Consider the following 12,773-nt stretch of genomic DNA (forward strand, 5'->3'; position numbering starts at 1 on the left):
CCGAGGGTCGCCGAGCGGTCAGTCCAGCAGATCGCGCACGACGGCATCGGCGAGCAGCCGGCCACGGTCGGTCAGCACCAGGCGACCGTGGCCGTCCAGCAGAAGCCCGTCGCGGCAGAGGCTTTCGGCGCGGGCGAGTTCCCGGTCGTCCAGCAGGCTCACTGGGAGGCCGTCGCGCAGGCGCATCCGCAGCATGACGTCCTCGAGGTGACGCTCGGCGGTCGTGGGCTCCTCGGACCCCGCGACCGGTGACTCACCCCGGGCCAGCGACTCGGCGTACGTGCTGGGGTGCTTCACGTTCCACCAGCGCCTGCCGCCGACGTAGCCGTGTGCGCCCGGACCGGCACCCCACCACTCGCCGCCGGCCCAGTACCCCATGTTGTGCAGGCACTCCCCGCCCGGGCGGCACCAGTTCGACACCTCGTACCACTCCAGGCCGGCCTCGGACAGTCGCTCGTCGAGCAGTTCGTAGCGGGCCGCCATCACGTCGTCGTCCGGTGTCGCGACCTCGCCGCGGCGCACCCGTCGTGCGAGTGCGGTTCCGTCCTCGACGATCAGGGCGTAGGCGGACACGTGGTCCACTTCGGCGCCGATCGCCGCGTCGACCGAACGCCGCAGATCGTCGTCGGTCTCCCCCGGCGTTCCGTAGATGAGGTCGAGGTTGACGTGCTCGAAGCCGGCGGACCGGGCCTCCAGCGCCGCCGCGACCGCCCGCCCCGGCGAGTGCACCCGGTCGAGCACGCGGAGCACGTGCGGGGCCGTCGACTGCATGCCGAGAGAGATCCTGGTGAACCCCGCGTCGAGCAGGCGGGCGAAGAACTCCGGCGACGTGGACTCCGGGTTGGACTCGGTGGTCACCTCGGCACCGGGTGCGAGGTCGAACTCGGCCCGCACCGCGTCGAGCACCTCGGCGAGGCCGTCGGGCCCCAGCATCGACGGCGTGCCACCGCCCACGAAGACCGTGTCCACCGCCCGGCCGCCGGCAGGCCCGCCGGCCGCCAGCGCCAGCTCCCGTTTCAGCGCCTCGAACCAGCCCTCCGGGTTGGCGCCGCCCAGCTCCGCCGGGGTGTAGGTGTTGAAGTCGCAGTATCCGCATCGGCTGGCGCAGAACGGCACGTGCACGTAGACGCCGAAGGGGATGGTCACGCCGTCCAGTGTCCCAGAGCGACTTCTGCTCACCACGAGCCTGAATCCGGGCCGGTTGGGGCACATGGCGCCGCCCGTGGCAGAATGGCGGACGTGACCGCCGCTCTCAGCTCGCCCACCCGCGTCTCGCTGGTGGCCCGGCGGCATGTCGACTTCAAGCGGGTATGTAGCAGTTGCTGTCTTCCCTACAGCGCTTGATCTCGGTCTACCTGCCACACTGAACTTCAGCTGGCCGCCCGGGTCCTCGCCGCCGGTCAGCCCCCGGTGTGTAGCGATCCGAACGTCAGCTCCTCGCAAGAAGGGGCGAACCCCATGACCACAGCAGAATCCACGCCACCCAAGGCCAAGCCGGCCAAGCGGCCACGCGGCGAAGGCCAGTGGGCGCTCGGCTACCGCGAACCGCTCAACGCCAACGAGCAGGCCAAGAAGGACGACAACCCGCTCAACGTCCGCGAGCGCATCGAGAGCATCTACGCCAAGGGCGGCTTCGAGAGCATCGACAAGGGCGATCTTCGCGGCCGTTTCCGCTGGTGGGGTCTCTACACCCAGCGCAAGCCCGGCTACGACGGCACCTGGACCGGTGACGACAACACCGACATGCTCGAGGACGAGTACTTCATGCTGCGCGTCCGCAGCGACGGCGGTGCACTGACCGCGGCGTCCCTGCGCACCCTCGGCGGCATCTCCACGGAGTTCGGCCGCGACACCGCCGACATCTCCGACCGGCAGAACGTGCAGTTCCACTGGATCGGCGTCGAGAACATGCCGGAGATCTGGCGGCGCCTCGACGAGGTCGGCCTGCAGACCACCGAGGCCTGCGGCGACTGCCCCCGCGTCGTGCTGGGCTCACCGCTGGCCGGCGAGTCCCTCGACGAGGTGATCGACGGCACGCCCGCGGTCCACGAGATCGTCAAGCGCTACGTCGGCAAGCCCGAGTACTCGAACCTGCCGCGCAAGTTCAAGACCGCGATCTCGGGCCTGCAGGACGTGGTGCACGAGGTCAACGACGTCGCGTTCATCGGCGTCGAGCATCCCGAGCACGGCCCCGGCTTCGACCTGTGGGTCGGCGGTGGGTTGTCGACCAACCCGATGCTCGGCCAGCGCGTCGGCGCATGGGTGCCGCTCGACGAGGTGCCCGACGTGTGGGAGGGCGTGGTCAGCGTCTTCCGCGACTACGGCTACCGCCGACTGCGCGCGAAGGCGCGCCTGAAGTTCCTGATCAAGGACTGGGGCGTGGAGAAGTTCCGCGAGGTCCTCGAGACCGAGTACCTCAAGCGCCCGCTGATCGACGGCCCGGCGCCGACCCCCGTCACCCGGCCGATCGACCACGTCGGCGTGCAGAAGCTCAAGAACGGGCTGAACGCGGTGGGCGTCGCACCGATCGCCGGCCGCGTGTCCGGCACGATCCTGACCAAGGTCGCCGACCTGGCCGAGGCCGCGGGCAGCGACCGGATCCGGTTCACGCCGTATCAGAAGCTGATCATCCTGGACGTGGCGGACGACAAGCTGGCGGAGTTGCGCGCCGGGCTCGACGCACTGGGCCTGCCCTCGCAGCCGTCGCACTGGCGGCGCAACCTGATGGCCTGCACGGGCATCGAGTTCTGCAAGCTGTCCTTCGCCGAGACCCGCAGCCGGTCGCAGGTGCTGGTGCCCGAACTGGAGCAGCGGCTCGACGACCTGAACGCCCAGCTCGACGTCCCGGTGACGATCAACATCAACGGCTGCCCCAACTCGTGCGCCCGGATCCAGGTCGCCGACATCGGCTTCAAGGGCCAGATGGTGGACGACGGCAACGGCGAGCAGGTCGAGGGTTTCCAGGTCCACCTCGGTGGCAGCCTGGGCCTGGACAGCGGTTTCGGCCGCAAACTGCGTCAGCACAAGGTGACGTCCGACGAACTCGGCGACTACATCGAAAGAGTCGTTCGCAACTTCGTGAAACAACGCGAGGACGGCGAGCGTTTCGCTACGTGGGCAGTACGAGCAGACGAAGCCGATTTGAGGTAACACATGACTGACTTGCGCACCGAGCACGACCTGATCGAACTCGCCGAGCGCGGCGCCCGGGAGATGGCGGACGCGTCGGCGGTCGAACTGCTGCGCTGGACCGACGACCACTTCGGTGGCGACTACATCGTGGCGTCCAACATGCAGGACGCCGTCCTGGTCGACCTGGCCACCAAGGTGCGCCCCGGCGTGGACGTGCTGTTCCTCGACACGGGCTACCACTTCGTGGAGACCATCGGCACGCGCGATGCCGTCGAGGCCGTCTACGACGTGAACGTGGTCAACGTGCGGCCCGAGAAGTCGGTGGCCGAGCAGGATTCGATCCACGGCAAGGACCTGTTCGCCCGCGACCCCGCCTCGTGCTGCGGGATGCGCAAGGTCGAACCGCTCGGCAAGGCCCTCAAGGGGTACTCCGCGTGGGTGACGGGCATCCGCCGGGTGGAGGCGCCCACGCGCGCCAACGCCCCGCTGATCAGCTTCGACAAGGGTTTCGGCCTGGTGAAGATCAACCCGATCGCGCCGTGGTCCGACGACGAGATGCAGGCCTACATCGACGAGCACGGCGTGCTGGTCAATCCCCTGGTGGACGAGGGCTACCCGTCGATCGGATGCCTCCCCTGCACCGCGAAGCCGATCGCGGGCGCGGATCCCCGCAGCGGCCGCTGGGCCGGGCTGTCCAAGACGGAGTGCGGGCTGCACGCGTCGTGACCCCGTGACCGAGGTTCTCGTCCTGACGGCCCACGGCAGCGCCGACCCGCGCTCGCCCGAGGTCGCCCAGGCACTGGCCGGCCGGATGCGGCGCCTGCGCCCGTGGCTCGAGGTCCGGGTGGCCTTCGTGGAGCAGTCCGCGCCCAATTTGGCCGACGTGCTCGCCGACCTGGCGGCGCGCGGCGACTCCGCGGTGGTCGTGCCGATGCTGCTCGCCGGCGCGTACCACGCGCGTGTCGACATCCCCTCGATGATCGAGGCGTCGGGTGCCGCCGTGCGTCAGGCCGAGGTGCTCGGCGAGGATCCGGCGCTGATCGGCCTGCTCGGTCAGCGGCTGACCGAACACGGTGTCTCCCAGGACGATCCGGACGTCGGCGTCGTCGTCGCGGCGGTCGGCTCGTCGAGTGAGTCCGCCAACGCACGTACCGCGACCGTCGCGTCGATCCTGGGTGCCGGCACCGCCTGGGCGGGCGTCGAGACCGCACTCGCCACCCGTCCGAGCCCGACCGTCGACGACGCGGCACGCGCGCTGCGGGACCGGGGTGCGCGCCGCATCGTGGTGGCCCCCTGGTTCCTCGCCCACGGGCGCATCACCGACCGGGTGGCGGCGTCGGTGGACAGTCTCGGCGCCACGATGACCGCACCACTGGGGTCGCACAACCTGGTGGCGGCGGCATTGCTGGATCGTTTCGACGACGTACGGTCCGTCCACCTCGCGGCCTGACACGCACTCTCCGAACTTCGCCCCACGGTTTGCCTTGCGTATGGCACGATATTGACGTTGATGTTGATCGCCGACGGTTCACCTGGCAGCCGTCGGTGCCAATCCCGGGGATGAGAATGGACGACACCATGAATTCAGGATCGATCGCCCGGCGACTGGCACTCGTCGTGGGCGGCGGCGCGATCGTCGCCATGGGTGCGCTGACCGCATGCAGTAGCAGCGAAGAGCCGAGCCCCTCCACGACGCCGACCACCACCACGACGACGACCACCGAGGTGACGCCCACCCCGACGGAGAAGGGCCTCACTCCCGGTGGCGCGAACAGCTTCTCGCCGCCGGTCGTGGCACCGCCGGCGCCCACGCAGGCACCCGGCAACCACCGCGAGAACGGAAGCCACCGCAACTGACGGGCTCCGGCACCGTCGTGACCCACGTCAGGCTGCTTCTCGGCGCCTGCCTGACGGTGACGCTGCTCGGTGCGACGACGGTGCTGGCGTCCGACCCCGTTCGGCGATCCGATGCGCCGACCACCATCGCGGGGCCGTACGCCGCACTGCTCGCCGCGTCCGCCGACCTCGGTCCGTCCAACCGGGCCGATGCGCAACTGACCGTGGCACTTCACGATTCGGCGCGGCCATCGACGACGTTGACGGCGTGGGCCGAGGCCGAGGGCCTGCGCGTGCGCCGGCGCGACGGCGAGGACTGGGCCATCGTCGCGGGCCCAGCAGCCGCGCTCGCCGGCGCCTTCGACGTGCCCGTGCACGAGTACCGGAGCAATCGGGGCGAGGTGTTCTACGCCTCGCCCAGCCAGCCCGGCGTGCCGGAGGCGGTACGGGGCGATGTCGGTGACGTCGGCCGCATCCTCGGCATCACGCCGCATCGTCAGGCGCGGCCGTGGACGTTCCCGCTCGACGTGCCGCGCCAGGGGCTGACACCGAACCACCTCCTGACGGTGTACGACGCGAACGGACTTGCGGCGCGGGGATTCACGGGCAAGGGCCAGACCATCGTCGTCTTCGCCTTCCACGGCTTCGATCAGACCGACCTCGACGAGTACGCCGAGGCGTCGGGACTGCCGCCGCTTCGACCGGAACTGCTCGGCGGCATGCCCGACGACACCAACGGCGCCGAGACCGTGATGGACCTCCAGGTCGCGCACGCCGCCGCACCCGACGCGCGGAAGGTGGTCGTCAACGCCCGGCCCACGCTCGAGGGCGGCCGCACCTACGAGCGCATCGCGGAGATGTTCGACGAGGTCGACCGCGAGCATCGCGGAGCGGTGTGGAGCCTCTCGATCGGCTGGGGATGCGACGCACTCATCACCGCGACGGACCTCAAGCCGGTGCAGTCGGCGCTGGAACGCGCTCAGCGACACGGGACGTCGGCGTTCATCGCCAGCGGCGACACCGCCGGGCTGGAGTGCAAGGGCGGGTCCAACTGGTCGTCGCCACCCGGGCCGGACGACGTCGGGTTGGACGCGATCGCGTCGCTGCCGGCGATGACGTCGGTCGGCGGCACCACGCTGTCCACCGACGAGGCGGGCCGGTGGCAGGCCGAGCAGGCGTGGTTCGACGCGCCGCTGTCGCAGGGCACCAGCGGCGGGGTGTCGAAGCTGTTCCCCCGGCCGGCGTGGCAGCGGGGCCTGGAGATCGACCGTGACGGCGGGAAGCGCAAGCGACGCCTGACCCCCGACGTCTCCGCCGCGGCGGATCCCTTCACCGGGGTGCGGATCCGATTCGACGGTCAGGATCTGGTCGGCGCCGGCACGTCGCAGGCCGCGCCGATCTGGGCGGGGCTCACCGCGATCATGAACCAGTACCTCGTCGCCAACGGCGGCCGGCCGCTGGGCGACGTCAACCCGATGCTCTACCGCGTCGCGTCCGGGGCCAATCGTCCCGGGTTCCGAGACGTGGGCCTCGGGGCCAACGCCGTCGACCTGACCGCTCCCGGCTACGACCTGGTCACCGGACTGGGCAGCCCCAGCGTCGAGGCGCTGGTCGACGACTTCCTCGACATCCAGAAGGGCGTCGCACCGCGGTGACCGCGACCGACTGCCGCGTCTGCGGGGCAGCACCGGCCGACGGCGAGTTCTGCGGCCGCTGCGGCGCGCGGACCACCGCACGCCGTGGTGACGGCCCCGAGTGGCTGCGCCGCTCGGCATACGCGGCGTCGGACGGCCCGCTGCTGCGGCCCGCGCTCACCACGACCATCTTCCCGCTGCTGCCACGCCGGCTCCTGGTCGTGTTCCGGCTCGCGCCGGCCGCGGTGGTGGCCCTGCTGATCGTCACGGCGGTGTGGCGGTGGCAGCCGCCGCTGGTGGCGGTCGTCGGGCTGGGCCTCCCGCTGCTGTTCGTGGCGTACCTGTACGCGACCGACGCCGTCGCGCGACTCCCGCGCACCGCGTGGGTGGCGACCGTCGGCATCGGCGCCGGACTGGGAGTCGCGTGGGCACTGGGCACGGAGGCCGCCGCCGCCCGGGAGGGTGGCGACGCCCTGGGGATCCCGCCCAGCCTGACGCGGATCCTGGTGACGGATCTGGCGGTCCCCCTGTCGTTCGTCCTGTGTCTGTTCGCCGCGGCGGTGGTCGTGCGCGCATGGCATCCGGGTGGGCGGGAGTCGCTGACCGGGTTCGCGGTCGGTGCGCTGAGCGCATTCTGGTTCACCGGCGTCGGCACGCTGACCCGCCTTTCGTCGTCGTTCGCCTCGGAGGCCGACACCGAGAACACGCGGTCGGCGCTCGGTCTGGTGGTCGCGGCACTGGTCCAGGGAGTGGCGCTCCCGCTGACTGCAGCGGCGGTGGCCGGCGCGTTCGGCGCGAGCCTCTGGTTCGTCGGCCCGCGCGAGGGCGAGCCGCCGCGGAGGTGGGTGCCGCCGTCGCCGCTCGCCGTCGCCGCGTTCGGCGTGATCGCGTTCCTCGGCCTCGGCGTCGTCGATCTCACCGGGCCGCCCTACGCCGTCGAGGTGGCCCTCTATGCCCTGCTCGCCGTGCTGGCCCTGGCCGTGTTGCGAATGGACCTGCACACCACGCTGCTGCACGAAGCCCGTCGCGAGAGAACCGCACTCGAGCCGTGCCCGCAGTGCGGCGCGGACGCGTCGGGTCCGCTGTTCTGCAGTCGGTGCGGGGTGGCGCGGACGGCCATCGCGCGCCGGACGACCCGGCCGGCGCTGCTGACGACGGTGCTGAGCGCGGGCACGGCGGTCCTGCTCGCGGGCTCGGTTGCGTTGTCGGCGTTGCTGACTCCGCCCGAGCCGAACTACGTCTGCCCACCGGACTGCGGGAGTCCACCGATCAGCGAGCCCGTGGCCACCAATCCGCGGTTCACCCCGGACACGGGCGAATTCTCGGTGTCCTACCCCGCAGAGGGCACGGCGTACGAGGCGACGCTCCAGGACGACGGGGTGGTGCTCGAACTCCTCGCCGGCGACGGCGGCGTCCTGCGCCTGTTCGGACAGCCCGCCGAGGGCCGCAGCCCGCGCGAGATCGCGAAGGCCTTGATCGCCGAGCACTACGACGACGCCGTGTTCGACTACGAGATCCCCAACGCGATGGTCGGGTACCAGCCGGGTTACGGCGAGGTCGACGACGTCTTCCCGAGCACGTCGGTGGCCGACGACACCCGGGCCCGCGTCCTGGTGATGGTCGCGGTGAAGAACGATTACGCCCTGATCGCCGCGGGCGCCGGACCGTACCGGGAGTTCACCCCCGACTTCGGCTCCGGCCACCCGTCGGGCGCGAATTTCTTCCTGGCCCTCGACATGGGCAAGTACGTCAACAGCTTCGAGTGGCGCGGCGACCCGCCGCGCTGACCGTCACGCCTTGGTGAGTGCGGCCGACTCCTCGTCGTGCGACGCCAGCTCGCCGCCACCCGGGATCGGGGGGATGCGGGTGGCGCGGACGTAGACGGTGTCGCCCTCGCGGAGGCCGAGCGCCTCGAGGTCGCCGCGGGTGATCTGCGCCTGGAACGGCGTCTGCGTCGCGGCGTTCGTCAGCTCGATGCGCACCTCGAAGCCCAGCACGACCACGCGGTTGATGGTCGCCTTGACCACGCCGGTCGAGCCGTCGGCGCGATCCGAGGCGATGGCCATCTCCGGGTTGCGGCCCACGCGGATGTCGTGCGGGCGGACCAGGTTTCCGTTCAGCGACGACACGGCGCCCAAGAACGACATCACGAACGCATTCGCCGGGGCGTCGTAGACGTCGGTCGGCGATCCGACCTGCTCGATGCGGCCCTTGTTGAGCACGGCGATCCGGTCGGACACGTCGAGCGCCTCGGCCTGGTCGTGGGTGACGAGGACCGTGGTCACGTGCACCTCGTCGTGCAGGCGGCGCAGCCATGCGCGCAGGTCCTCGCGGACCTTGGCGTCGAGCGCGCCGAACGGCTCGTCGAGCAGCAGCACCTCGGGGTCGATGGCCAGCGCACGGGCCAGCGCCATCCGCTGCCGCTGCCCGCCGGACAGCTGATTCGGGTACCGGGCGTGGAAGCCCCCGAGGCCGACCACGTCGAGGAGGTCGTCGACCTTCTGTTTGATCTCCTTGGCCGGGCGCTTGCGGATCTTGAGGCCGAAGGCCACGTTGTCGCGCACCGTCAGGTGCTTGAACGCCGCGTAGTGCTGGAACACGAAACCGATGCCACGCCGCTGCGGCGGTTCGTTCGTCACGTCGCGGCCGTTGATGGTGATGGTGCCGGTGTCCGGCTGGTCCAGCCCGGCGATCGCGCGCAGGAGCGTGGACTTGCCTGAGCCGCTGGGGCCCAGCAGGGACGTCAGCGATCCCTTCGGCACCTCGAAGTCGACGTTCTCGAGCGCGGCGAAGTCGCCGTAGTGCTTGGTCGCGCCTCGCACGATGATGGCGTCGGTCATGGCTTCAGTCTTCCCAATCTCGGAGTCAGAGTCACTTGCTCTGCTTGGCACGGCGGGCGTCGAGGATCACCTGGACGACGAGCACGATGACGGCGACCGTCATCAGCAGGGTGGAGATGGCGTAGGCGCCGTACATGTCGGCCCGGTTGTAGCGGTCGGAGACGAGCAGGGTGAGCGTCTGCGAGATGCCGGGCAGGTTCGACGACACCATCACCACGGCGCCGAACTCCCCGAGCGTGCGGGCGATGGTCAGCACGATGCCGTAGGTGAGGCCCCAGCGGATCGACGGCAGCGTGATCCGCCAGAAGGTCTGCCACCACGACGACCCGAGCGTGGAGGCCGCCTCCTCCTGGTCGGTGCCGAGTTCGTGGAGCACCGGTTCCACCTCGCGGATGACGAACGGCACCGTCACGAAGATGCTCGCGAGCACGATGCCGGGGAACCCGAAGATGATCTTGAACCCGAGATCGTTCTCGACGAATCCGAACACGCCTGCGGTACCCCACAGCAGGATGAGCGCGACGCCGACCACGATCGGGGACACGGCGAACGGCAGGTCGATCACGGCCTGCAGTGCGCTCTTCCCGCGGAACTTGTTGCGCGCCAGCACCAGTGCGGTCGGGACGCCGAACAGCACGTTGAGCGGCACGACGATCGCCACCGTCAGCAGCGACAGCTGCAGCGCGGACTGCGCGGCGGGCGTCGAGATGGAGGCGACGAACGCGCCGAAGCCCGGCGCGAACGTGCGGTACAGGATCAGCCCGACCGGGACGATCAGCAGCCCGGCGAGGTAGAACAGCGCCGTGAACCGCAGCAGGCGACGCACGGTCGGGGTCGGCGTCACGTCGCCAGCTCCTGCCGCTTCGCCGCGCGCGACCCGATCGTGCGCAGGATGAACAGGACCACGAACGAGACCGTCAGCAGGACGATCGAGATGGCCGCCGCGCCGGTGGGGTCGTCGTTCTCGATCAGTGTCCTGATCCACTGCGAGGACACCTCGGTCTGGCCGGGTACGGCGCCGCCGATCAGCACCACCGATCCGTACTCGCCGATGGCCCGGGAGAACGCGAGGCCCGCGCCCGACAGCAGCGCGGGGAGCAGCGCGGGCAGGATCACCCTGGTGAAGATGACCCAGTTGTTGGCGCCCAGCGACGCCGCCGCCTCCTCGGTCTCGCGATCGAGTTCCTGGAGCACCGGTTGCACCGAGCGGACGACGAACGGCAGCGTGACGAACAGCAGCGCGATGCCTACGCCCCACTTGGTGAAGTTGAGCTGCACGTCGATCGGGCTGGCGGGGCCGTAGAGCGCGAGCATGACCAGGCTCGCCACGATGGTCGGCAGTGCGAACGGCAGGTCGATGACCGCGTCGACGAGGCGCTTGCCCGGGAAGTCGTCGCGCACCAGCACCCAGGCGACGAGCAACCCGAAGAACAGGTTGACGACGGCGACCGCGAACGAGATGGTCAGCGTGACCTTGAACGAGGCGATCGCCGCATTCGACGTCACGGCCGTCCAGAACGCCTCGGGCCCACCGCCCACCGACTGCCAGACGATCGCCGCCAGTGGCAGCAGCACGATGACGCTGAGCCAGATCGACGCCGCACCCACGCGCAGCGAGGTGCTGCCGTGGCGCGACGTGCGTTGCCCGCGGGACGCCCCGGGGCCGGCATCGCCGGCACCCGGGACGGTCACCTCGGAGATGGACGAGGTCATCCAGTCGCCTTGCCGTAGATCGTCGAGATCAACCCGTTGGACTTGTCGAACAGCTTGGGATCGGCGTCCTTCCACCCGCCGAGGTCGGCGATGGTCCACAACTTCTGCGGGGCGGGGAACTGATCGGCGTACTCCTGGAGCACGGCCGGGTCGACGGGGCGGAATCCTGCTTCGGCCCAGGCCTTCTGGCCCTCGGGGGTGTAGAGGAAGTTCTTCAGCGCGTTGGCCTTGGCCTCGTGCTGCCCACCCTTGATCACCGCGACGGGGTTCTCGATCTTGAAGGTCTGGGGCGGGGTGACCCACTCGATGTCCGGGTGGGTCTTCTTCGAGTTGATCGCCTCGTTCTCGTAGGCGATCAGGACGTCACCGCTGCCCTGCAGGAACACGTCGGTGGCCTCGCGTCCGGATCCCGGCCGCACCTTGAGGTGCTCGCCCGTGAGCAGCCGGCCGAGGTAGTCCAGCCCGGCCTGCTGATCCTGGCCGCCGTTGCTCTTGGCGGCGTACGGCGCCAGCAGGTTCCACTTCGCCGAGCCGGAACTCAGCGGGTTGGGGGTGACCACCTCGACGCCGGGCTTGAGCAGGTCGTCCCAGTCCCTGATGCCCTTCGGGTTGCCCTGGCGGACGACGAGCGTGACGACGGAGCCGAACGGAATGCCCTTGGTGGCGTCGGCATTCCAGTCGTCGGCGACCTTGCCGGCCTTGACCAGGCGTGTGACGTCGGGCTCGACGGAGAAGTTGACGATGTCGGCGGGGGTGCCCGCCTCGACCTTGCGGGACTGGTCGCCGGACGCACCGTAGGAGCCGGTGATCGCGACGCCCTTGCCGTCCTCGGTGGCGCCGAACGCGGTGCCGACGTTCTTCCAGCCCGGCTCGGGGACGGCGTAGGCGACGAGCGTCAGCGTCGTGTCTGCTGCGGGTTGATCACCACCGCCCGCGACGTCGCTCGCTCCGCCACCGCCGCACGCTGCGAGCAGCGTGGCGGTGAGGGCGATGGCGCCGGCCGACAGCCAGCTCCTCGTGATCTTGGGCATCTGAGACCTTTCCTAACGAAACAGGGGAATGGGGTTCCCCGTCGCGGAAGGGCGATGTGTCAGATCGTGGCCGGTGCGAACACCTCGACAACCATCACCGACGCCAAACCGCGAACGGGCTGGGTCAGCGACAACAGGAGACGTCGGCTACGGCGCGGACACCCACGGCAATGAGGGCCAGGACGTGGCCCTCGGTGCTGCCGGACGGTGCGCGCATGGGCGGAAATATAACAGAGGCTGAGCGGCCGGCCCTACCGGGCGATCAACCACATGACGAGCACGAGGAGCAGCAGGAGCACCAGGATCAGGCTGACCCGTGAGCGTGGCATGCCGTTCATGATTCGTCCTCCTCGGCGTGCCTGGCGCGGTTCAGCAGACGGATCCCGTTTCCGAGGGCGCCGTCGAGCACGACGGCGGCGCCGTAGGCGAGCAGCAGCACCACCGGCATCACGACCACGGTCTGGGCGACGAAGCCGAGCCCGGACAGCCACAGTTCGACGCCGTCCCACCAATTCAACAGACCGCCCACCGTGTCCACCCTACGATCATGCTCGTGAGCGCTGACGCCGCATCGACGACGTGCCTGG

At 70.2% G+C, this 12,773-nt stretch carries 14 protein-coding genes; 7 read left to right on the forward strand and 7 right to left on the reverse strand.

Annotated features, from left to right (window positions below):
* Window positions 1-18: 18 nt before the first annotated feature.
* Window positions 19-1,146: a radical SAM family heme chaperone HemW gene (gene hemW / locus AC1MEY_RS12480; protein WP_480230924.1), complete on the reverse strand. Its 1,128-nt coding sequence runs from the start codon at window positions 1,144-1,146 to the stop codon at window positions 19-21.
* A gap of 84 nt (window positions 1,147-1,230) precedes the next feature.
* On the opposite strand from hemW, the gene AC1MEY_RS12485 reads away from it, so the two are divergent.
* From AC1MEY_RS12485 to AC1MEY_RS12515, 7 genes are all read left to right on the forward strand, one after another.
* Window positions 1,231-1,344 carry an Ms4527A family Cys-rich leader peptide gene (locus tag AC1MEY_RS12485; RefSeq protein ID WP_480230925.1) on the forward strand — a complete coding sequence of 38 codons (114 nt, stop codon included), beginning with the start codon at window positions 1,231-1,233 and terminating at the stop codon, window positions 1,342-1,344.
* A 114-nt stretch (window positions 1,345-1,458) separates the two neighbouring features.
* Entirely contained in the window at window positions 1,459-3,150 is a 1,692-nt protein-coding gene (locus tag AC1MEY_RS12490) for a nitrite/sulfite reductase (RefSeq protein ID WP_480230926.1), read from the forward strand.
* Between the two features lie 3 nt (window positions 3,151-3,153).
* Window positions 3,154-3,858 carry a phosphoadenylyl-sulfate reductase gene (locus AC1MEY_RS12495; protein ID WP_480230927.1) on the forward strand — a complete coding sequence of 235 codons (705 nt, stop codon included), beginning with the start codon at window positions 3,154-3,156 and terminating at the stop codon, window positions 3,856-3,858.
* Between the two features lie 4 nt (window positions 3,859-3,862).
* Window positions 3,863-4,582, forward strand: coding sequence for a sirohydrochlorin chelatase (locus tag AC1MEY_RS12500; RefSeq protein ID WP_480230928.1), 720 nt, complete (start codon window positions 3,863-3,865; stop codon window positions 4,580-4,582).
* A 128-nt stretch (window positions 4,583-4,710) separates the two neighbouring features.
* Complete coding sequence (locus tag AC1MEY_RS12505) at window positions 4,711-4,989, forward strand: hypothetical protein (protein WP_480230929.1); 279 nt, start codon at window positions 4,711-4,713, stop codon at window positions 4,987-4,989.
* Between the two features lie 17 nt (window positions 4,990-5,006).
* Window positions 5,007-6,623, forward strand: coding sequence for a S53 family peptidase (locus AC1MEY_RS12510; RefSeq protein ID WP_480230930.1), 1,617 nt, complete (start codon window positions 5,007-5,009; stop codon window positions 6,621-6,623).
* Entirely contained in the window at window positions 6,620-8,389 is a 1,770-nt protein-coding gene (locus tag AC1MEY_RS12515) for a zinc ribbon domain-containing protein (RefSeq protein WP_480230931.1), read from the forward strand. Before AC1MEY_RS12510 ends, AC1MEY_RS12515 begins: the two co-directional genes overlap by 4 nt.
* 3 nt (window positions 8,390-8,392) lie before the next feature.
* Here AC1MEY_RS12515 and AC1MEY_RS12520 read toward each other — a convergent pair whose 3' ends face one another.
* The 6 genes from AC1MEY_RS12520 to AC1MEY_RS12545 all read right to left on the reverse strand — a co-directional run bounded on the left by AC1MEY_RS12520 (window position 8,393) and on the right by AC1MEY_RS12545 (window position 12,715).
* Window positions 8,393-9,442, reverse strand: a complete 1,050-nt coding sequence (locus tag AC1MEY_RS12520; protein ID WP_480230932.1) for a sulfate/molybdate ABC transporter ATP-binding protein — start codon at window positions 9,440-9,442, stop codon at window positions 8,393-8,395.
* A gap of 31 nt (window positions 9,443-9,473) precedes the next feature.
* Entirely contained in the window at window positions 9,474-10,286 is an 813-nt protein-coding gene (gene cysW, locus AC1MEY_RS12525) for a sulfate ABC transporter permease subunit CysW (protein ID WP_480230933.1), read from the reverse strand.
* Window positions 10,283-11,155 (reverse strand): sulfate ABC transporter permease subunit CysT, encoded by an 873-nt coding sequence (gene cysT / locus AC1MEY_RS12530; protein ID WP_480230934.1) that lies wholly within the window; start codon window positions 11,153-11,155, stop codon window positions 10,283-10,285. The genes cysW and cysT overlap by 4 nt, the downstream gene beginning before the upstream one ends.
* Window positions 11,152-12,186 carry a sulfate ABC transporter substrate-binding protein gene (locus AC1MEY_RS12535; RefSeq protein ID WP_480230935.1) on the reverse strand — a complete coding sequence of 345 codons (1,035 nt, stop codon included), beginning with the start codon at window positions 12,184-12,186 and terminating at the stop codon, window positions 11,152-11,154. Before AC1MEY_RS12535 ends, cysT begins: the two co-directional genes overlap by 4 nt.
* Window positions 12,187-12,310: 124 nt before the next feature.
* Window positions 12,311-12,403: an Ms4533A family Cys-rich leader peptide gene (locus tag AC1MEY_RS12540; protein ID WP_480230936.1), complete on the reverse strand. Its 93-nt coding sequence runs from the start codon at window positions 12,401-12,403 to the stop codon at window positions 12,311-12,313.
* Between the two features lie 117 nt (window positions 12,404-12,520).
* On the reverse strand, window positions 12,521-12,715 hold the full coding sequence (locus AC1MEY_RS12545; protein ID WP_480230937.1) for a hypothetical protein: 195 nt from the start codon (window positions 12,713-12,715) through the stop codon (window positions 12,521-12,523).
* Window positions 12,716-12,773 lie beyond the last annotated feature (58 nt).

It is taken from the genome of Mycobacterium sp. PTI7 (assembly GCF_056679845.1).

Bases quoted from the DNA above. Each gene is read 5' to 3' on its own strand.
- cysT (WP_480230934.1), bottom strand. From the start codon at position 11,155: ATGACCTCGTCCATCTCCGAGGTGACCGTCCCGGGTGCCGGCGATGCC.
- AC1MEY_RS12505 (WP_480230929.1), top strand. From the start codon at position 4,711: ATGAATTCAGGATCGATCGCCCGGCGACTGGCACTCGTCGTGGGCGGC.
- AC1MEY_RS12495 (WP_480230927.1), top strand. From the start codon at position 3,154: ATGACTGACTTGCGCACCGAGCACGACCTGATCGAACTCGCCGAGCGC.
- AC1MEY_RS12485 (WP_480230925.1), top strand. From the start codon at position 1,231: ATGGCGGACGTGACCGCCGCTCTCAGCTCGCCCACCCGCGTCTCGCTG.
- AC1MEY_RS12535 (WP_480230935.1), bottom strand. From the start codon at position 12,186: ATGCCCAAGATCACGAGGAGCTGGCTGTCGGCCGGCGCCATCGCCCTC.
- AC1MEY_RS12490 (WP_480230926.1), top strand. From the start codon at position 1,459: ATGACCACAGCAGAATCCACGCCACCCAAGGCCAAGCCGGCCAAGCGG.
- AC1MEY_RS12520 (WP_480230932.1), bottom strand. From the start codon at position 9,442: ATGACCGACGCCATCATCGTGCGAGGCGCGACCAAGCACTACGGCGAC.
- AC1MEY_RS12540 (WP_480230936.1), bottom strand. From the start codon at position 12,403: ATGCGCGCACCGTCCGGCAGCACCGAGGGCCACGTCCTGGCCCTCATT.